18 protein-coding genes are annotated in these 20,845 nt (G+C 38.9%); 9 read left to right on the top strand and 9 right to left on the bottom strand.

Features of this window, described 5'->3' with window-relative positions; all coding sequences use genetic code 11:
• The first annotated feature begins 299 nt into the window (after positions 1–299).
• Both ACE1B6_RS05490 and uraD read left to right on the top strand, forming a co-directional pair.
• Complete coding sequence (locus ACE1B6_RS05490; protein WP_413256239.1) at positions 300–1,655, top strand: FAD-binding oxidoreductase; 1,356 nt, start codon at positions 300–302, stop codon at positions 1,653–1,655.
• 65 nt (positions 1,656–1,720) lie between these two features.
• Positions 1,721–2,230: a 2-oxo-4-hydroxy-4-carboxy-5-ureidoimidazoline decarboxylase gene (gene uraD / locus ACE1B6_RS05485; protein WP_413256238.1), complete on the top strand. Its 510-nt coding sequence runs from the start codon at positions 1,721–1,723 to the stop codon at positions 2,228–2,230.
• Between the two features lie 275 nt (positions 2,231–2,505).
• Here the strand turns inward: uraD and ACE1B6_RS05480 are convergent, their stop codons facing one another.
• Complete coding sequence (locus ACE1B6_RS05480; RefSeq protein WP_413256237.1) at positions 2,506–4,404, bottom strand: S9 family peptidase; 1,899 nt, start codon at positions 4,402–4,404, stop codon at positions 2,506–2,508.
• 203 nt (positions 4,405–4,607) lie between these two features.
• On the opposite strand from ACE1B6_RS05480, the gene ACE1B6_RS05475 reads away from it, so the two are divergent.
• Together ACE1B6_RS05475 and ACE1B6_RS05470 are read left to right on the top strand one after the other, a co-directional pair.
• Positions 4,608–5,360 (top strand): tetratricopeptide repeat protein, encoded by a 753-nt coding sequence (locus tag ACE1B6_RS05475; RefSeq protein ID WP_413256236.1) that lies wholly within the window; start codon positions 4,608–4,610, stop codon positions 5,358–5,360.
• A 135-nt stretch (positions 5,361–5,495) separates the two neighbouring features.
• The gene (locus ACE1B6_RS05470; RefSeq protein WP_413256235.1) at positions 5,496–6,143 is read left to right on the top strand and encodes a class I SAM-dependent methyltransferase; all 648 of its coding nucleotides are present in this window, start codon (positions 5,496–5,498) and stop codon (positions 6,141–6,143) included.
• Positions 6,144–6,210: 67 nt separating this feature from the next.
• Here ACE1B6_RS05470 and ACE1B6_RS05465 read toward each other — a convergent pair whose 3' ends face one another.
• Together ACE1B6_RS05465 and ACE1B6_RS05460 are read right to left on the bottom strand one after the other, a co-directional pair.
• Entirely contained in the window at positions 6,211–7,059 is an 849-nt protein-coding gene (locus tag ACE1B6_RS05465) for a 3'(2'),5'-bisphosphate nucleotidase CysQ family protein (RefSeq protein WP_459562975.1), read from the bottom strand.
• Between the two features lie 375 nt (positions 7,060–7,434).
• A complete protein-coding gene (locus ACE1B6_RS05460; protein WP_413256233.1) occupies positions 7,435–8,298 on the bottom strand; it encodes a sugar kinase in 864 nt (287 codons plus the stop codon).
• Between the two features lie 238 nt (positions 8,299–8,536).
• On the opposite strand from ACE1B6_RS05460, the gene ACE1B6_RS05455 reads away from it, so the two are divergent.
• Both ACE1B6_RS05455 and rsmI read left to right on the top strand, forming a co-directional pair.
• Positions 8,537–10,834, top strand: coding sequence for a bifunctional diguanylate cyclase/phosphodiesterase (locus tag ACE1B6_RS05455; RefSeq protein WP_413256232.1), 2,298 nt, complete (start codon positions 8,537–8,539; stop codon positions 10,832–10,834).
• Positions 10,797–11,645 (top strand): 16S rRNA (cytidine(1402)-2'-O)-methyltransferase, encoded by an 849-nt coding sequence (rsmI, locus tag ACE1B6_RS05450; protein ID WP_413256231.1) that lies wholly within the window; start codon positions 10,797–10,799, stop codon positions 11,643–11,645. Before ACE1B6_RS05455 ends, rsmI begins: the two co-directional genes overlap by 38 nt.
• 8 nt (positions 11,646–11,653) lie before the next feature.
• Here the strand turns inward: rsmI and ACE1B6_RS05445 are convergent, their stop codons facing one another.
• A complete protein-coding gene (locus ACE1B6_RS05445; protein ID WP_413256230.1) occupies positions 11,654–12,703 on the bottom strand; it encodes a hypothetical protein in 1,050 nt (349 codons plus the stop codon).
• A 265-nt stretch (positions 12,704–12,968) separates the two neighbouring features.
• Here ACE1B6_RS05445 and ACE1B6_RS05440 point away from each other — a divergent pair, with 265 nt between their 5' ends.
• Complete coding sequence (locus ACE1B6_RS05440) at positions 12,969–13,295, top strand: lipopolysaccharide assembly protein LapA domain-containing protein (RefSeq protein WP_413256229.1); 327 nt, start codon at positions 12,969–12,971, stop codon at positions 13,293–13,295.
• A 122-nt stretch (positions 13,296–13,417) separates the two neighbouring features.
• Positions 13,418–13,990, top strand: coding sequence for a hypothetical protein (locus ACE1B6_RS05435; protein WP_413256228.1), 573 nt, complete (start codon positions 13,418–13,420; stop codon positions 13,988–13,990).
• 167 nt (positions 13,991–14,157) lie between these two features.
• Here ACE1B6_RS05435 and ACE1B6_RS05430 read toward each other — a convergent pair whose 3' ends face one another.
• A complete protein-coding gene (locus ACE1B6_RS05430) occupies positions 14,158–14,994 on the bottom strand; it encodes a lysophospholipid acyltransferase family protein (protein ID WP_413256227.1) in 837 nt (278 codons plus the stop codon).
• 6 nt (positions 14,995–15,000) lie between these two features.
• Positions 15,001–15,546, bottom strand: a complete 546-nt coding sequence (locus ACE1B6_RS05425) for a thermonuclease family protein (RefSeq protein ID WP_413256226.1) — start codon at positions 15,544–15,546, stop codon at positions 15,001–15,003.
• 117 nt (positions 15,547–15,663) lie between these two features.
• Between ACE1B6_RS05425 and ACE1B6_RS05420 the strand changes: the two genes are divergently transcribed.
• Positions 15,664–16,539 carry an SDR family oxidoreductase gene (locus ACE1B6_RS05420; protein ID WP_413256225.1) on the top strand — a complete coding sequence of 292 codons (876 nt, stop codon included), beginning with the start codon at positions 15,664–15,666 and terminating at the stop codon, positions 16,537–16,539.
• A 3-nt stretch (positions 16,540–16,542) separates the two neighbouring features.
• Here the strand turns inward: ACE1B6_RS05420 and ACE1B6_RS05415 are convergent, their stop codons facing one another.
• The 3 genes from ACE1B6_RS05415 to polA all read right to left on the bottom strand — a co-directional run bounded on the left by ACE1B6_RS05415 (position 16,543) and on the right by polA (position 20,840).
• Positions 16,543–17,145, bottom strand: a complete 603-nt coding sequence (locus ACE1B6_RS05415; protein ID WP_413256224.1) for a GDSL-type esterase/lipase family protein — start codon at positions 17,143–17,145, stop codon at positions 16,543–16,545.
• A gap of 133 nt (positions 17,146–17,278) precedes the next feature.
• Entirely contained in the window at positions 17,279–17,674 is a 396-nt protein-coding gene (locus ACE1B6_RS05410; RefSeq protein ID WP_413256223.1) for a hypothetical protein, read from the bottom strand.
• 238 nt (positions 17,675–17,912) lie between these two features.
• Positions 17,913–20,840 (bottom strand): DNA polymerase I, encoded by a 2,928-nt coding sequence (gene polA, locus ACE1B6_RS05405; protein ID WP_413256222.1) that lies wholly within the window; start codon positions 20,838–20,840, stop codon positions 17,913–17,915.
• Between the last annotated feature and the right edge of the window lie 5 nt (positions 20,841–20,845).

Below are 20,845 nucleotides of genomic sequence, written 5' to 3'. Positions count from 1 at the left end.
TCTTATCTGGTTGTCAGTATTTTCCTCTAGCTTGTATCCTAAAAAACTGAAAAATTTTTTATATATCTCTGTATATAATTTTACTTTATTTTTTCGATCGATTTAGGAAATTAGAGTTATTTTATTTAAATTTACATTAATTAAATAAATACCCAGAAAAATTTATGCTAATCCGCGTAAATTCGTGGTCAACTGGAAAATGTCGGCTAATTTCTCATGCTACAGCCAATAAATTGCTGGCAAAGCGCGATATTTACTGAAAAAGGCATTTTAATATTGAGAAAAGACAATTTACGGTTATGACATCCACTCCAATAACACCAAATGACTGGGATACTTCCACTTTATTTCCTGAAATTGAGACCATTACCGATCCAGTGCAGGTAACTAAGCTTTCTCAGGATTATCATACTTTTAGTCCTATATTACAACCGAAGCTAGCTGGAAAAACAGGAGATGTAGTAGTTCGTCCGGTGAATGAAGCTCAAGTTATCCAGGTAGCAGCAGCTTGTGTCAAGTATAAAATACCACTAACCGTGCGCGGTGCGGGAACAGGGAATTATGGGCAATGTGTACCTTTACATGGTGGTGTCATCCTTGACATGACGCGAATACAGGAAATTTTGTGGGTGAAGCCGGGGGTAGCCAGAGTAGAGGCGGGAGTAAAACTGGCGCAGTTAGATAAAAAAGCCAGAGAAATTGGCTGGGAAATGCGAATGGCACCTTCTACTTATCGAACTGCAACAATTGGAGGTTTTATTGCTGGGGGAAGTGGGGGAATTGGTTCAATTAATTATGGCTTACTTGGCGATCGCGGTAATCTTTTAGCATTAAAAGTTATCACAATGGAAGACCAACCCCGTGTAATTGAATTGCGGGGAGATGATGTGCAAAAAGTCAATCATGCTTGGGGCGTTAATGGTATTATTACCGAGTTAGAAATTCCCTTAGCAGCAGCATATCCTTGGGCAGAAATCATTGTAACTTTTCATGATTTTATGACTGCTGCCAAATTTGGGCAAGCTTTGGCTGATGCTGATGGGATGATTAAAAAGTTAATTTGTATTACAGCATGGCCGATACCTAGTTATTTTGTGGCTTTGCGATCGTACCTTCCAGACAACACCCACGCCGCCCTATTAATGGTATCAGAAACCAGTTTAGAACCCTTACAAGATTTAGTTGCAGAATTTGGCGGCAAAATTACATATCAAAAATTAGCCCAAGACGCAGGAAAAGGTTTTCATCTTGCCGAATTTACCTGGAATCATACAACTTTGCACGCTCGCAATGTCGATACTTCTTTAACATATTTGCAAAGCGTTTTTCCCCCCGATAAAAGCCTCTCCTTAGTTGAAGAATTATATCATCATTTCGGTGACGAAGTAATGATGCACTTGGAATTTTTGCGCGTTGGTGGTATTGCTGTTCCTGCTGGCTTACAAGTAATTCGTTTCACCACAGAAGAACGCTTGAACGAAATTATTCACTATCACGAAGCAAGGGGAATTTTCGTTCCGAATCCGCACGTCCATATTTTAGAGGACGGTGGCAGAAAAACTGTAGATGTCGCCCAAGTCAAATTTAAAGAAATGGTCGATCCTTACGGTTTAATGAATCCTGGTAAAATGCGCGGTTGGATGGAACGTGCTTAAATTAATCTAGATCTCCGACTTCTTCAAGAAGTCGGAGATCTCAGCAACTAGATGAGGAATCAACTATGGAATACACACTTTCTCAACTCAATGAAATGAATCAAGAAGCTTTTACTGAAGCTTTAGGAGAAATCTTTGAAGATTCACCTTGGGTAGCAAAAAACGCTTGGCAAAAACGCCCTTTCGCTGACTTAGCCGCCCTATATCAAACTATGGTAGAAGTTGTCCAAACAGCCAGCAAAGAACAACAATTAAGCGTAATTCGCGCCCATCCCGACTTAGGAACTCAAGCAAAAATGGCAGAAGCTTCTGTAAAAGAACAAGCTGGTGTAGGTTTAGATCTATTAACGCTGGAAGAATATGAACGCTTTAATTCGCTGAATGAAACTTATAAAGAGCAATTTGGTTTCCCCTTTATTATTGCGGTGAAAAATCACACCAAAGATAGTATTTTAACTGCTTTTGAACATAGAATTAAAAATTCGCCGGAAGTAGAAGTGGCACAGGCATTAACCGAAATCACCCAAATTGCCAAATTTCGTTTAAATGATTTAATTATTGCCCCAGGTACTTAGCATTCCCAAACTGATATAGATATTCAAGGTTTCCCGATCGAAAAATCAACTTCATCTTCTACTATATTTCTCCGGTTTTTTACCTGCTTGTTTGAGTATTTTAGATTTTAGGTAAGGTGGGACATTGCCCAATACTGCTCGGTTAAGAGTAGGGGCGAAGCATTCGGGCGACAATTTATGACTCAAACCCTAGATTTTCTGTCCGAATGCTTCGCCCCTACAAAGGCAAAAAATGCTTAACCGAGAAGTATTGGGACATTGCCCACCCTACTAATTTATTTAATCACAGCAGAATGTCCCTGGATATTAGTTGCTGATTCAAACCTACCGCCTAAATGTTTGGCGAGAAACTCTTCAGCAACAGCGTAAAAATGTAAGCGATTTTCGGGACGGGCAAAACCGTGACCTTCATCAGTGTAAAGCACATATTCTACAGGTAAATTTGCTTTGTTCATGGCTGCAACAATTTGGTCACTTTCTGATTGTTTTACTCTGGGATCGTTAGCACCTTGACCAATTAGTAAAGGTTTTTGAATTCGATCGCAAAAGAATAAAGGCGATCGCGATTGCAAAAACTCCGCTTCCGTCTCCAAATTACCAATCCGATGATACATTTGTGCCTTAATTGGTTCCCAATAAGGAGGAATAGTTTGCAGCAAAGTAATCAAATTACTAGGGCCAACAATATCCACCCCACAAGCAAACACTTCCGGCGTAAAAGTTAAACCAACTAATGTGGCATATCCACCATAAGAACCGCCCATAATGGCAACTTTTTCTCGATCGGAAATACCCTTTTCCACCAACCAATTGACAGCATCAATTAAGTCATCGTGCATCTTAGCAGCCCACTCCCGATTAGCAGCATTTACGAAGTCTTTGCCGTAACCAGTAGAACCGCGGAAATTCACTTGCAAAACCGCATAACTGCGGTTCGCTAACCATTGGGCTTCCGGGTCATAACCCCAAGTATCCCTAGCCCAAGGGCCACCATGAACTAATAGAATAGTGGGCAAATTCTCAGCCGCAATATTGACCGGAGTAGTTAAGTAACCATGAATGGTTAAACCATCTCTGGCTTGATAAGAAATTGGTTGCATTGCTGCTAACTGCAATCCTTCTAATTTCGGCTGATTACTAAACAGAAAAGTGCTAGTTTTTGTTTCCCGATTATAGGCGTAATAGTAAACCGGGCCATCATCATTCATGTAAGCAACTAGCCAATTTTTATCAGCTAAATCCCGACTGCTGATAAAAAACTCTCCCGCCATAACTTTAGCAATTTCTGCAAAATCTCCGGCAATACTTTCGTCTAAAATTTGCCATTCCTGCTTATCTTTGTAAAAAGAAACTGCTTGAATAACTCGCGTTATCGGTTGCACCATTACCCCACCAATATCATATTGTGGGTCTTGGGCAATTACATTTTCTTGACGATTAGCAAGATCGAAAGCAATTAAACGTTGGGCATTGGCATCATGATTGCCTTCAATGTAAAGGGTTTTGCCATCAGCAGAAAAACCCACAGCGCCACCTTCTTCATCGGGGCTCCAATGACGCAATGTTTCCCAAGATTTATCAGTGTTTTCTCGAAATAATAATTCGGAACCGCCATCAGCTGTGCTGGCAGTTGCGGCGCGAATTTGGAACTCAGCATCAGCTGTCCAACTAACAATATTACCGGGGTTTTTGGTGTCAAAATCTACCGCACCATTTTCTAAATTAATGCGAAAAACATCGAAGGTTTGCGGGTCGTTTAAGTTCATTCCCACTAATACTAAATTGGGGAATTTGGGGTCGAGTTCAATTGGTTGTGCTTTGACACCTTGAAATGGCGTTAAATCTCGGACAATTTTCGATTTAATATTCACTAAGTAAAGGTGAAAATTCTCGTCGCCGTCCGAGTCTTGCATATACATTAGCTGGTCAGCGTGATAAGTCCAGAAGAAAATCCGAATCCCCCGCTTTTTGTCTGCGGTAATGATTTGGTCGTCTTCTTGTCCGATCGTTCGCAACCAAACTTGCAAAATGTTATTCTCGTCAGGAGCAATATACGCCAAGTATTTGCCATCTGGTGAAAGTCGGGGGCTGGTTTTTTCCGGGTTGCCAAATAGAATTTCACGGGGAATTAACGGTGGCAAATTTGCCTGGATTTTTTCTGTGGTTGATTGCATTGTGATTTAGTACCTTTGATTACACTATTTTTATTTTGCATATAACATTAATAACTCATCCAATAGGCAGAACTTGACTAAGGAAAAGTAATATGTTAAAAGGCAATGCAGTATCGTCAAAAATTATCAGTTCCAGTGCAAGCTGACCTTCCTCAACTTAAACTGGAACTATTGCTAATTGTGGAGGAGTCAGCATCAGGATTATGAAAGTTAACAACCGTGTCAATAAGAAATTAAATCAGCCTCTCATTTGGATGGCTGTGGGCATTTTAGCTGGTTGGGGAGGATCGGCTTTGATGTTAGCTCAACCTAGCTTTGCACAAGCGGATAGTTTGCGAGTTCAACCAGGTGGAACGCCAAGACAAATTCAACCTCGCTCTTCTGCAACTCCAGGTGATTATGAAGTCAAGGAAGATAAGTTACAAAAATGCGTTGTCAATGCTACTGATAATAAGAAAAATTGCACAGATGTTGTCTCTGGTTATGGGCAAATGGTCAGTTATGGTACTGACCTTTATAGCCAGGGAAATATCGCCGATGCGGAAAAGATTTTTAGACAATTAACTACTTCTTTTCCCAAGGAACCAACTCCTTTTTTAAGGTTAGGAATCATTTTGGAGCGCCAAGGTAGAGGAGAAGAAGCGATCGCCGAATATCGTAAAGCGATCGAACTTAATCCGAAACACGCTGTCGCTCGCAACTCTTTGGGTGTCGCTTTAGCTAAGCAAGGTCAATTATCAGATGCGATCGAACAATGGAATGAAGCTTTAAAAATTAATGCTGAATATCCCGACGCTTTAACTAATTTAGGACTAGCCTTTTTACAACAAGGTAACAAAGATGAAGGCGTTGCTAATCTAAGAAAAGCCAGAGAATTATTCATCAAACGCAAGGAATTTTCCAAAGCTAAACAAGTTGAAGAAATCCTCCAACAAGTTGATTCCCGCGCAACTTAAGAAAACAGCAGTAGAGAGGTAGGGAACTAGGAAGAGTTAAAGATGTAAATAAAGGATCTTCCCCATCTCCCCTACCTGCTTTCGTTACATTTATTTATAATTACTAAGTAGGTGCTGTTTTATAACTTTAAACTCATGCTACTGCGACCTAATCAACGCACAAAGTTAGATGATACAGATGATTCTCTGTTTTACTCTTTTCCTCGTTTTGTGACTCATGTCGATGATGGGTTTATTCAGCAATTAACTGATTTGTATCAAGAAAGGTTAAAACCTAATACTCGCATTTTTGATATGATGAGTAGTTGGGTTTCGCACTTGCCAGATGCGATCGAATTCGCTCATGTGGAAGGTCATGGAATGAATGAGGAGGAACTAGCACGTAATTCTCGCTTAAATCATTACTTTGTGCAAGACCTCAATCAAAATCCAAAATTACCTTTACCAGATCGAGATTTTGATGCAGTTCTTAACTGTGTTTCTGTGCAGTATTTGCAATATCCAGATGCTATTTTCTCAGAAATTCATCGCATTCTCAAACCTGGTGGAATCGCAGTTATTAGCTTTTCTAACCGAATGTTTTACCAAAAAGCTATTACTGCATGGCGCGATAACTCGGAAATTGGTCGAGTGGAATTAGTCAAACGCTATTTTACTTTAGTTCCTGGTTTTAGCGAACCGGAAGTAATTATTCGTGCTTCCACTGTTCCCAAAATTTTACAGTTAATGGGTGCTGGTGGTGGCGATCCTTTTTATGCAGTAATAGCAACACGAATTAATTAATTTGTAGGGTGCGTATAGCCTGTAGCATTTTAGAAAACGCTGCGCTAACGCACCGCTACCTTAATTTTTAAGCGTCTATTTTTTCGAGAATTTCTTTTGTTTGATTACATAATTCTTGATGACAGTAACCATTGCTAGCAATTAAGCAACCCCACTGATTTACATCTCCGCGATTATAATTTAGGGGAGAGCCATCTAAATAAGTAAACTTTCCTCCAGCTTCAGTGAGAATTAATTCTGGTGCGGCAATGTCCCAATCTTTGGGGGCAGATTTCCCGGAAATGGAAATGTAAACATCGGCTCTTTGTTCAATGATCGTGGCAATTTTGCAACCAACACTGCCAACGTATTGTTTATTTTTACAGGGTAATTCTTCCAACAACTTATTAAATCTTTCATCTCGGTGAGTGCGACTGACTACTAATGATAAATCTGCAATATTTTGGCGTTGAGAAACTGTAACGCGAGTAGGATTTCCTTGGCGGTTTTCCACAAATGTTCCGCTGCCTTTAAGGGCATAATATAATTTTTCTGCTTCGGGCCAAACTACTACCGCACCTACAGGACGATTTTGATAAACTAAAGCAATTTGTATGGCATATTCGCCTGTTTGTTCAATAAAATCTCTAGTGCCATCTAAGGGGTCAATAATCCAAATCCAGTCTTGGGATAATGGGGGAGACATGACTCCTTTTGATTGGAATTTATATGTTTCTTCTGTGAGATAACCAAAGTCTTGGTTGCCAAAACTGGCTTGTAAATTATCGAGAATATATTGGTTTGTTACTATGTCGGCTGCTGTGACTGGCCCTTCTTTTTTCTCTTGGATATTTAAGTCGCCGCGATCGGGTTCGCCCCGGTAATAAGAGCGCAAGATATCCGCTGCGCCCCAACCTACTGATTTGGCGATCGCCATCACTTCTTCTAACCCTTCAAATTGGTCTTTTCCTAAAGTTTTCAACACTACTAAACTTCCTTATAATTTTGGCAGTTGTTTATTGATGCTATCCTTTGGTGTCAGCCAGTTGAGTGCAAGCTAATCCTGAGTTTGTTTCATTAACCAAGATTTTACTAGATAATATACCGTTTCTCGTTTGGATGCGGTACATTTGGGGGCGGGTTTTGATTGGTATATCTTTCACTCAGCAAGGATTTCAGCTAAACCCGCCCCTACAATATGTATACCTCACCATTATGAGAACTGCTATAGACAAAACCGGAATTTATTTAACTGAGATTTTGTCTTTCTTATTTATGCTTTGCTAGCAGTACATATCTGCTACAATCGTTACTAAATTTTTTGAGACATCCACTGTCTTGTGCCAAAATATTGACAAGATTTCGCCGCAACTTTAGCCGCCTCTTGCAAAGCCGGGAGAAAATCTTGGTGGAAAATATAATGGCAAAAGGCTCCATGAAAAATATCTCCTGCACCTAAAGTATCTATTGGTTTGATTGGGGGAACTTCTATGGTTCCAGCTATGCCTTTCGATAGATATTTAATTGGTTTTTCTCCTTGGGTAATGGCAATATTAGGAATACCTAATGCCGCTAGGTAAGCGATTACTTGATCTGTTGTTTCACAACCAGGGGGATGGAAGTTAGCTGAACATATTGCATAGTTTACTAATGGTAACAACTCCTCAAATCCAGGTTTCCAACTGCCACCATCTACTACTAGGGGAATATTTTTGCCAGGGGCGAGTTCGGCAATTTTTTTACTGATTGCCATTTGATGACCATCGATTAAAATAATGTCTATATCTTGTAAGATGTCAATAGGAATATTTGACTCGGCTACTTGGGTTTTAGTGGCATTGAGCGAAATTACGGCGCGATCGCCTGTAGAATTAGTCACTAAAATAGAAGATACTGGCGGTGCATCTATTCGAGTTGAATCTAAATCCTGAATTTTTACACGATAATTTGCTAAATCAGAGCGAATTAAATGAGTAATTGGATGCTGTCCCACTAAGCCTAAAATTTTGGCTTTATTCTCCCAATAACTAAAGCTTACAGCGGCATTTGTTGCTGGTCCCCCGGCGGTTACAGTATAATCCAAGGCAACAATTTTTTCATTTACACCGGGCAGACTTGACGTTAAATAAACTAAGTCTAATGTCACCAATCCCACAAAAAGTCCCTGTTTTCCCATCGCTTTACTTCTGACTCAGCTATTAGAATTTAACATCAATCTAGAGAATATTAGTTAATCTTTAATTAAATGAAAGATTGGGGAAAGTACTTAGTTAACGATCGCTCTATATAATAAGTAATGTTGAAAAAATTTAAATTTTAAGTAAGACGATAAATTTTCCCATCTTCGCAAATATTATTTGTAAAATTGGTATAAGGAGAAAAATTTACGATAATTTTAAACAGAGAAATTGTTTATGCAAGAAATATTCAAAAATTTGTTTTTTTCAGAAAATTTTGTTCCGCACGGACACTGCTATTTGTGGAATCCTGGTTTAGTTTGGTTGCACGTACTATCAGACGGACTGACAGCATTAGCTTACTATTCAATTCCGTTCATGCTGATCTATTTTGCCTACAAGCGACATGATTTACCTTTTAAAAGTATTTTCTTCTTATTTGGCGCTTTTATTATTACTTGTGGCACAACTCATCTGTTAGAAGTTTGGACATTGTGGCATCCTGTTTATTGGCTTTCTGGGGGTGTGAAAGCTTTAACAGCGTTAGTTTCGATGTACACAGCTTTAGAATTATGGCCTTTAATTCCCCAAGCTTTAGCATTACCTAGTCCGGCAGAATTAGAAGCTGCTAACCAAAAGTTAGCGGCAGAAATTATCGAAAAACAACAAGCTGAAGCAGCACTGAAACAGCGAGAAGCACTCTTTCGCTCACTTTTTGAAGGGGCGAGTATTGGGATTGAAATTATTGATTTGACAGGGAGGACGATCGCTGTTAATCCAGCATTGCAAAAGATGTTAGGTTACGACGAAAAAGAGTTACATAATTTCACTTTTACAGAAAACATTGTCCCACCAATATTGCCTAACGAAGAAGATAACAACGAAGATTCAACACAAAAAAAACGTTATTTGTTAAGGAATAGACAGGCATTAACTGAGAGCGATCGCTATCAAGAAGAAAAGCGTTACCTTTGCAAAAATGGACAGATGATTTGGTGTCGAGTTCATGCTTATTTAGTGCGCGACGACCAAGGTAGACCTCAATTTTATATTCGCATGGTCGAAAATATTACCGAACGCAAACAAGCATTGATCGAATTACAGCAATATCAGGAACGCTTAGAAGATTTAATCGGAGAACGTACAGCTTTACTAACGCAGGTTAATCAACAACTTTCTTGGGAAGCGAGTCATGATGCCCTGACAGAATTAATTAATCGTCAAGAATTTAGAAAACGCTTAGAAGAGGGTTTAGGAACAGCTAAAACCCAAAATCAAGAACACGCAATGTGTTATTTGGACTTAGATCAATTTAAGATTGTTAATGATACTTGTGGTCATGCTGCGGGTGATGAACTGTTGCGTCAAGTGAGTGATTTATTACAACAACAAGTTCGTCAAACTGACGTTCTCGCTAGACTGGGCGGGGATGAATTTGGCTTATTACTTTATAACTGTTCTATTCAGCAAGGACAAGCTGTTGCTCAATCACTTTTAGAAAGTATTCGGGAATTTAATTTTATTTGGGATAATCAAATTTTTACGATTGGAGTAAGTATTGGTTTAGTGAAAATCAATGCCGAAAGTAAAAGTATAGAAAGTGTAATGAACATGGCTGATGCTGCCTGTTACCAAGCTAAAAATAATGGGCGAAACTGCATCTATACTTACGAACCCGATCGAGTAGAAACAGCACAAATCACTTTAGCTGAACAATGGTTGCAGAAAATTAATCAAGCAATTTCTGCTGAGAAAACCGATAATTTAGCTCAAAATCAATTCCGCTTATACGGTCAACAAATCTTTTCTCTAGATTCTCAGCAAACAGGATTAAAATTTCAGGAGATTTTGTTGCGCTTGGTAGATGAAAATGGGGAAATAATTCCGCCAATGGCTTTTTTACCTGCGGCAGAACGTTATGATTTAATTACTTTGATCGATCGCTGGGTAATTGATACAGTTTTTGAAATATTGCATCAGCAGAATCAGGAAGTAGAAAGCCATTATTTATATGCGATTAACTTATCCGCTTCTAGCGTCAAGGATGAGGGATTAGTTGATTTTCTGAAAGCACAACTGGACACCTATCAAATTCTCCCTCAATCTGTCTGTTTTGAAATCTCAGAAAGCGTGGTAATTTCCCATCTCAATGTAGCAACGAAGCTGATAGAATCCTTGAAATCTTTGGGATTTAAGTTAGCTTTAGATGACTTTGGTAGCGGTCTTTCTTCCTTGAGTTACTTGAGACAAATACCTGTGGATTACTGGAAAGTAAATGGCAATTTTATTAAGGAAGTCAAAGATGATCTAATCTCTTATGAAATGGTGAATATGATTAACCGAATTGCCCATATTTTAGGAATCAGAACGATTGCGAAATTTGTGACAGATAATAGTATCATGCTAAAAGTAAAGGAAATGGGAGTAGATTATGGTCAAGGTTATGGAATGGCTGCACCCCGCCCTTTAGTAATTAATTCTCAATTATTAAAACTTTATGGGAATACTGTACTTGGTAGCAACACCGATCGGTAATTTAGAAGATATGACTTTTCGGGCAATTAAAGTTTTACAAACTGTCGATTTAATTGCAGCAGAAGATACGCGCCATACAGGAAAGTTGCTGCAACATTTTCAAATTAAAACGCCACAGTTGAGTTATCATGAGCATAATCGTCAGCAAAGAATTCCTCAATTACTGTCACAATTAAGTCAAGGAAAGACGATCGCACTAGTCACAGATGCCGGAATGCCGTTAATTTCCGATCCGGGATATGAGTTAGTTAAAGCTTGTGTCGCACAGGGGATTTCAGTTGTACCGATTCCCGGTGCAAATGCAGCAATTACGGCTTTGAGTGCGGCTGGATTAGCGACAGATAAATTTGTTTTTGAAGGCTTTTTACCAGCTAAAAGTAAAGAACGCCGCAGACATTTAGAAACATTAAACAGCGAAACTCGCACGATAATTTTCTACGAATCTCCCCACCGTTTGCGGGAAACTCTGGAAGATTTAGGTAACATTTTCGGCGACAGTAGAGAGATTGTGTTGGCGAGAGAGTTAACCAAAATGCACGAAGAATTTTGGCGGGGAACAATTACAGATGCGATCGCTCATTATACCAACCGCGAACCCCAAGGAGAATTTACCTTAGTAGTGGCTGGCGCGACCTTAGAAAAACCCCAACTTTCCGAAGCAGCAATTAAAGCCGAATTACAAAACTTACTCCAGCAAGGATTATCTCGTTCTGACGCTAGCCGTCAGTTAGCTCAACAAACATCACTTCCCCGCCGCCAGATTTACCAGCTAGCTTTGACCATTTCTGAATCTAATTTTGCTGAGGAATAAACTAGTTTTTAACTATCTTGAAATACCTCTTTCGAGAACATTTCTGATAAAGTGCGAAGATAGGGTAAAAATGGTGCTACTTGATCCAAAGATAAGCGATCGTGCATTTCCCAAAGGATATTATTTAACATCTCCTGCACTAAAGTCCAACTGACTTTTAACCGAGGATACAACATGACACAAAGCGGGAAAAGTTCCTGTTGTACAGAGCGAACATTATCTTCTAAAACACACAAACACAGGTAAACTTGGAACATTTCCACATCGCGAATGCTGGAAATTTTCACAATTTCCGAACGTAAAGATCCAGAATAACTTTCATAGTCAGGGTGCTGACGAATCACCCGATCGTAAACTGCAAATGCAATTCTGGTACTAATTGGTAAAAGTTGCTGAACTGCTAATAATGCCGGAGAATTTTCTTCATGATTACCCGCTGCTTCGTAAGCTGCTTGCAACGGCATATACATGTGGTCGTCCATCACCTTTAAATAAGGTGCAAATAAAGCTTGTTCCGCAGGTGAAAGCCATCCCTGAATTTTTTGTCCTGTGTAGTGAAATTGCATACTCACAAAACCGATCGCACGCGGATCTTGGCTAGTATATTTCTGCCTCACTCGACCGCAATCTTTACCCATAAGTACCGAAAGACGTTCGGGAGAAGCACCATCTGCATAAGCTTCCCAAGCTTTTTGAAACAAATTTCTCGTATCCGCAGCAATTTCCAAAGGATTAATTAATTCTGGATTAATTCCGTGACGGCGAATCTCTTCCGAAAGCAGAGTTTCCGTCAACGACCAAGCTTGAGCACTGGCTAAGGTCAAATTCTGCATTAATTTATTTGCAGTTTTTTGCCTACCGATTCCAGAATTTACTTCTGCCAGACTTTCATGTTTTGTCCGTTCCTGAACATTGTCACGGGTGACAGAAAGATAGTATTTTTTGGCCCACAGCACCGCCAAAGAATGATAATTCGATTCTAATGATTGATGTTGCGAAGCAGGAACACTACCGGACTGAACTTTAAATGATGTAGATGCCAAAGGTTGAGTCATCATTTTTGGTTTGTTTTTGTAAATATGGTTTAAAACGACTCTCTAAAGAGCTTTTATGTCTGTTTTTCTTATCCAGACGTTATTAGACTAAGTTACACCCCTCTTTGTTAGCTCTGAGTAGTTCAGCAAAAAATCATAAAACAGCGTTCGGATTTTACTGAATCTTTATACTCACAAATGCTAAAGTATGAAAAGTATGATGTATTTTTACGTAAAAGTAAAACAGTTTGTTTACGAAAATTAACTTTAGCGAAGTTACAGCCGTTTAATGAGATCTCTGTCTACTTTAATTATTTGTTTGATATTGGCAGTCTGGATGATGGCGATCGCTATTCTCTCCGTCCAAAACGCCACTCCAGTCACCCTAAAGTTTTTAGCTTACGAGTCCATTCGTCTACCCGTGGGTGTGGTACTGGCGTTTAGTGCTGCTGCGGGTGCGATCGTCGGTGCGATCGTCGCTCTTCCCCTATTCAGTCCCTCCGACACCACATCAACTAAAGATTTTCCTGAAGAAAATTACCGCACAGAAAATCGCCAGCAACAAACTACAGTCGGTGCAGATGATTGGACACAAAAAGGTTCAACAGATTGGTGAGTGAGAAAAAGTTTTGAATTTTGAGTTTTGAACAACCCAAAAAACTTTTCTTTCCTGCGAAAAATCTGATATGATAGAGCTTATTTAACGTCAAGTTATAAGCAGGGTTTACTTATAAAACCATGACATCAATTGAAGTAACTCGAATGATTCTTTTAGGAGAAATAACCACTATTTCTGCGATTTCTCCCTACGTTTTTTCCTTGGTAGGATTAGGCTTAATCATCCTGGTAATCTATATTTTGAATAAAAATCAAGTCAAAGCGGTGCAAAATATGTCGGAAAAAGCCCTGCAAATTCAGGGACAAGTTTTCGAGGATATGCAAGAACAAACGACTAACCTAAGCACAATGGCTAAGGACAAAGTAAATCAAGTTCTTGAAGAATATAAACGATTTCTTCCTTATGCCGAACAACTAGGGTTAAAGGTCGAAAGTTTTAATATTGAAGCGGGAGTTTTGCCAAAAATTGAAATGACCTTGCGAGGAAGTATTGATGCGATCAAAAAAGAAACCATTGAACGGATTAAGTCAGAAAATCAAAATAACCAACTCCTCTTTGCTGTCTTAAATGCCATTTTACTCGCTAAACAATGGAATGATGTTCTCTTAGATGCTTACATTGATATCTTTAAAGATATTGTGGTTGATGTCAAGCTTGGCATTCCCCCCTCGGTGGGGATTCGCTTTCAATAGCCTACTTTAAAAAAAGGTAAGCTTTTCCGCATTTAAAACACTTATTAACGAGTAGGGTGCGTCAGACGGTAAAGCCTATGTAGAAAGGAAAATATCTAAATCTGACGCACCCTACAATATGACTTTTAAAAGCGGGACAGCCGATCATCTAACTAACTTGAATTTAGTCAATTTGTTAATAAATTATCCAATTCTTGCTGCATGAGAAAAAGAACTTTTTCATAACAGAAATCAACGTATTGGCGATCGGTTGCTGCTTCTCTTCCATAGCGATCGAAAATAATTGGCGGACAAACACGAGTTTGAATAGGTACTGGTAAAGGAAAATGTGGTAAAGGGCCAATTCCGATTCCCCAAGGTAAACCTAAATAAATCGGAAAAACCACCGGATCGATATCAAATAACCAAGGCATTCCCCACTCATGTAACTGCTGCATTTGTTTGTAAATGTCAGCCAAAACAATAAAATTTTCGTGAGCACCATGAGAAATTACCGGAACAATTGGTACTTCTTCTCGTAATGCTAATTTAATAAATCCTTTTCGCCCAGCAAAATAAATTTTATGGCGTAAACTATAGGGACGAAAAACATCTTCTGCACCACCTGGATAAACTAACACGCTAGCATTTTGGCGGAAAGCTGCGATCGCCATTTTTGGATGAGCCATCACTGCACCCACTTTTTCCGCTAACTCCGCTACTGGCAAAGCATATTTCCAAACATGAGGGTGCATTAAACCATAAACCGGACGAGAAAAACCAAATCTTTGAAACCAATCGTACATCATCATAAACATATCTGGGGCGGCTAATCCTCCATTATGAGAACCGACAAACATCACTTTTCCCGGAGGAATTTGTGACCAACCGCTAGTTTTTACCCGAAAATATTCATGGTAAAGCCATCCCCAAATCGGCATCAAAGACTTAATAAATTCTGCATCTCGCTTTTCTAAAGACCATCCCGGTCGATTTTCCCACTGATGTTTTTGAGGCTTTTTCATACTTTTTTATTTAATACGCCGATAATCCCAAGGTGCAACGAATTTAGGGTCTTTCCAAACTCCACGTAAATTTGTTTTTGCATCTGTTTCTGCTTGTTCAATAATCTCTCTACTGGGACAATATCGCAGATAAGGACGATTGACTAAAGCTAAACCTTCCCGGATTAAAACTTCTTGAATAAACTTACCATTAGGCAAACGAACTTCAGCAATTTGCCGACCGTATCTATCAGTATCGGTGATATTCAAAACAACGCGATCGCCTCCTTGGTTAACTAACTGCTGCACTCTTGATTTAGCTTTAACTCCCCAATTAAATTGGTTTTTATCCAGCAACTTTTGGCTATTTTTTTCCCTGTTAGAATGGGGAACTTCCGGCGCATCAATACAAGCAAAACGGACAGTCACACTACTTTTATCACCTTGACTAACAGCGATCGTATCCCCATCACTCACCCGCTGCACTCGGTAAGTATTTTGACTCGGAAATAAGTTACATCCGGCTAAACCTACTACTAGTGCGATCGGAATCAATTTGCGAAAGTAAATCATGTATTTATATTTACCACAAAAATAACACTACTTACACACATATTTCTATTGTGGCGAACTTTTGCAGGTACAGGTAGTAAGCGATAATTAACTTTACTTGTTAATTTGGGTCGTAGAATGAAAAGACTTTTAATTACTGGCGCTAGCGGTTTTTTAGGGTGGAACCTTTGCCAACTCGCTCAACAAGAATGGCAAATTTACGGGACTTACTTTAGCAAAGCGGTAGAAATTCCTAACGTAAATTTAATTAAAATTGATTTACGAGACTTTCAGCAACTCAAAAACCTATTTCAGCAAATTAAACCAGCAGCAGTTATTCACACCGCAGCACAATCTAACCCCAACTTTTGCCAAACTCATCCCGAAGAATCCACAATAATTAATGTAACAACTTCCAGCAATATTGCAGGTTTATGTGCCGATTATTCTATTCCTTGCGCCTTCACTTCCACCGACTTAGTTTTTAATGGATTAAATCCATCTTACCAAGAAACAGATTTAGTTTCTCCCGTCAACCTTTACGGCGAACAAAAAGTATTAGCCGAACAAGAAATGTTAGCCAAATATCCCCAAATAGCAGTTTGTCGAATGCCGTTAATGTTTGGCATTGCACCTTTAGGCGCAACTAGTTTTATTCAACCCTTTATCAAGACGCTTAGAGAAGGAAAAGCTTTAAGTTTATTCACCGATGAAGTTAGAACACCCGTTAGCGGAAAAACTGCTGCTAAAGGACTTTTATTAGCTTTAGAAAAAGTTAACGGAGTGATTCATTTAGGCGGAAAAGAAAGCATATCCCGTTATGAATTTGGTAAATTAATGGCAGAAATATTAGAACTTCCCCAAGATAAACTAACAGCTTGTTTACAAAAAGATGTCCCAATGGCAGCAGCAAGACCTAAAGATGTTTCGTTAAATAGTGACAAAGCTTTTGCTTTAGGTTATCAACCTTTGAGTTTACGAGAAGAGTTAGAACAGTTACGCGGAAAAATTTAAAACTTAACTAAACCAACCTTGCCAAGCATCCCATTTCTGCACCAAATTAGCTAACTCCAAGTAACCACCTGCGTTGGGGTGATAACTATCATTTGCTGCTACTTCCTTCAGCCAAACTTCTGATTTTTCCAAGGGAGTAAAAACATCTAGATAAGGCACATTTAGCTGCTGACAAATTATCGCTAATTCTTGAGATAAAATTCCAACTCTGCTGTTTTGTTCTACTTCGACAATAGGAGGTGGACTTACCATTAATACAGAAAATAAACTTTTGGCAATAGACAATATTTTCTGAGTATTTTCTTTAGTTTGACTCAATTCAACGCGAGGTTTGCCATTTTCAATTGTGGTATCATTTACACCGAAAGAAAAGAGGATTTTGCGATCGCAACTTTCCGGCAACCTCCGCGCCACCTCCTCAAACCAACGTCCCGAAATATCAGTACTAGTTTCCCCTCTAATTCCTAAATTATAATAAGTAATATCATGACCTTGTTCGATCGCTGCATTACAAATTCTTCCCGTCCATCCCAAACATTTAGAATCACCAGTCCCATTCACAAACGAATCACCAACAAAGCAGATTCGGACATTAGATAAACCCATATTTTATCGCAGCAAATCACCAAATTTATTTTAAAATAATCCTATTCAAAATTTAATTAGTAGGGTGCGTCAGACACTAAAACTCTGATACTCTTAAGGAGATTTACGCTCTGACGCATCCTACAACTAAAAATTAACCAGCGATCGAAACCACAGGAGTAAATTCCCTAGCGGCAACTGGTAAAATTTGAATACTACAACGGATTTCATCAGCATCGCCTGGTGCTGAATCTTCTTGCAGAAAAGCTCTAGTTACCTTACCTGTACGTTTGCGCGAAACTGTACCGCCTCCTGGTGGTACTGTAATATCTTGCACTGGCATGAATTTGTCTAAGAGAATTTTATCAACAACGTTGCCAACATCAACTCCCAAAATTTGAATTGTCTCTTGAAATTGAAATCCTAAAGTCTGTAAGAAATATTCATGAAGCTTGAAATTGACATCATATTTAATCTCAACTATCACCATATTTACGCCATTTTCAACCATATCGGTGAGAGTTAGCGTTTGGTTAGAAATACTTGCCATGATTACATCTCCTTTTAGTTGTTATGTTGTAGCAAAGAAATTAGACGAAAAGGTTTTCAACGCCTCAGTTAAGGCGCTTTTTACTAGAAGAATCCTGATAAATCAATTTTTCTTAAAAGGCGAACTTCTAGCCCGATCTTTTTCTAAATTAACTGCTCAAATTTTTCTCAGCTATTACCCTTCAGGGTACTATTTTCGTCACGCAGCTAACTTCAAGCGAGTTTCCGCAATATATTGATTACTTCGCCTCCATCCAATTTTCTCCCACATGAACATCCACTACCAAAGGAACGCTTAAAGGTAGTGCATTTTCCATTGTTTCCCGAATTTTTGGTTGTAATTCTTCCCACTCTCCAGGAGGAACTTCAAACACTAATTCATCATGTACTTGTAACAATAAACGCGCCTGATAATTGCGGAGAACTTTATGCAATTTCACCATTGCAATTTTAATAATGTCAGCACTAGAACCTTGTATTGGCGCATTAGCAGCAGCACGCAAAAGTTGCGCGTCATTTTGTCCCATATTCTTCAATTTCGCCAAATCAATTTCATCTTGCTTACTACCTTTAAAAGCGCGTAAACTACCACCTTCAAAGTTAAAATAACGCCGCCTACCTTTAATTGTTTCTACATAACCGTTGGCGATCGCTTCCCGTTTCATCCTTTCCAAATAATCAAATACTTTGGCATAACGGGTATTGAATTTTTCGATAAAATCACTAGCAACTGCTTTTTTAATGCCAGTAGAACGGGAAAATCTCATTGCACCCATGCCATAAATTACCCCAAAGTTAATTGTTTTTGCTATCCGGCGTTCATCAGAGGTAATATCTTCTTTTTCAAAGACAATTTTTGCAGTAACCGTGTGAATATCTTGATTATTTTGGTAAGCTTCCACTAACACAGGTTCCTGACTTAAATGCGCCAGAATTCTTAACTCAATTTGTGAGTAATCAGCGGAGACTAATAACCAACCTGATTCCGGCAAAAATGCTTGGCGAATTTTCCGACTAAACTCAGTACGAATGGGAATATTTTGTAAATTCGGATTAGAAGAAGAAAGCCTTCCCGTAGCTGTAGCAGTTTGGTTAAAATCAGTATGTACTCGCTGATTTTTATCCATCAATTGAGGTAAAGCATCCACATAAGTAGATTTCAGTTTAGACAAACTGCGATATTCTAAAACTGCATCAACAACTGGGTGATCTCCCTGCAATTTTTCCAAAGTTGCTGCATCCGTAGAATAACCAGTAGCAATTTTCCGCGACTTCTTTTTATCTAAGTTCAATTTTTCAAACAACAACTGACTTAACTGCTTTGGTGAACCTAAATTAAATTCCTCTCCCGCAGCTTTGTATGCGCTTTGTTCAATTCCTTGTAAATCCTGCTCCAACTTTTGCGACAATTCTTTTAAATAAGCTGCATCAACCCGAATTCCTATTTCTTCCATTCCTGCTAAAACAGGTTCTAAAGGTAATTCGATTTCTCGCAGCAAAGACTCAAGTTTGGGAACGGGTTTTAGTTCTTCTTCCAGTTTTCCAACTAACTGAAATGTGGCATAAACTTGCATTCCGCAATAATCAGCAATTACCGGAATTGCCACATCACCGATCGTTTTTCCTTTAGGAACTACACTCTCATAACTTTTGATGGTGAATCCTAAATATCTTTGGGTTAATTCACTGAGATTATGGCTATTTTCGGGATTTAAAACATAGCTAGCTAACATTGGATCGAAGACAACGCCAGCGAGATTAATTCCTTGAGTACGTAAAGCTAAGCGATCGAACTTCGCATTCTGAAAAACTTTCGGATATTTATCACTTTCTAAAATCGGACGTAAAGCTTCTAAAACCGTTTGTTTCTCTAAATTTTCCCCTGATGTGTGATTAATTGGAATATAAGCAACTTCATCTGAATTAATTCCCCAACAACAGCCTATTCCGACTAATTCCGCAGATAAAGGATCTAGATCGCTAGTTTCCGTATCCCAAGCAACTGTGACATTAGTACAACTTTTCAACTGTTTGACTAACTGGGTTAATTTTGCGGAAGTATCAATTATTTGAATCGTTACAGGTGAAGCTGATTCTTTTTGTGCAGCTAGAGTTTCTTCATAAGTGAAAAAGTCTAATTCTGCTGATTCGTCGGGAAGTTCTACCTCATTAATTGGTAAAGCTTCCGTAATAAATTCTGGTTTTTCTTCCTCAACTACACCGCCAAATGCTTGCTGTAGTTGTTTGACTTTTCCTAAGTAAGATTTAAACTCTAATTTTTCTAACAGCGGTTCTAAAACCGAAGTATCAAAACCTGTCAGTTGGCAATCTTCTAACTTAACTTCTAAGGGAACATCGACAACTATTTTAGCTAAATGTTGGGAATGATAAGCCGCATCTTTGCCAGTTTCTAATTTAGTTTTATTAGCACCTTTGATTTGCGCTAAATTAGCGTAAACATTCTCTAAAGAACCGTACTCAGTCAATAATTTTACTGCTGTTTTATCACCAATCCCTTTGACACCTGGGATATTATCAGAAGCATCCCCACATAAAGCTTTATAATCTACTACTTGTTCGGGGAGAATTCCCATTTTTTCTTTGACTGCTTCCGGGTCAAATTCTGTTAGTCCGGTAGTGCTTCCTCGCTGTAAGAAATTATTGCCTAAATAGAGAACGCTAATGCCTTTTTTAGGGTCAACTAATTGGAATAAATCGCGATCGCCTGTCAAAATCTTCACCCGATACCCCGCTGCACTCGCCTTTTCTGCCAAAGTTCCTAAAACATCATCCGCTTCATATCCCGGCGCGGTAACTATGGGTAAATTAAAAGCATCTAATAATTCGTGGAGATTTTTTAAATCGGTGATAAAATCTTCTGGTGTTTCGGCGCGATCGGCTTTATAAGTGTCATCTGCCTCATGGCGGAAAGTTGGCAAACCTAAGTCAAATGCGATCGCCATACCTTGCGGTTTTTGTGACTCAATCACCGCTAAAAGTGACTTGAGAAAACCAAAACAAGCACTCGTAGGAATACCAGTTTTTGTTTTTAAACCCCCATCTCTTCCTTTAGCAAAAGCATAAAAAGAACGAAAGGCTAAAGAGTGACCATCAACTAAGACAATCAAGGGCAAATTTTCCAATTCAGTAGCGTTAAATTTTGACATAATCA

Source organism: Floridaenema fluviatile BLCC-F154, from assembly GCF_041929135.1.
GTDB lineage: Bacteria > Cyanobacteriota > Cyanobacteriia > Cyanobacteriales > Aerosakkonemataceae > Floridanema > Floridanema fluviatile.
This window is presented reverse-complemented; position numbering and strand designations above follow the sequence as displayed.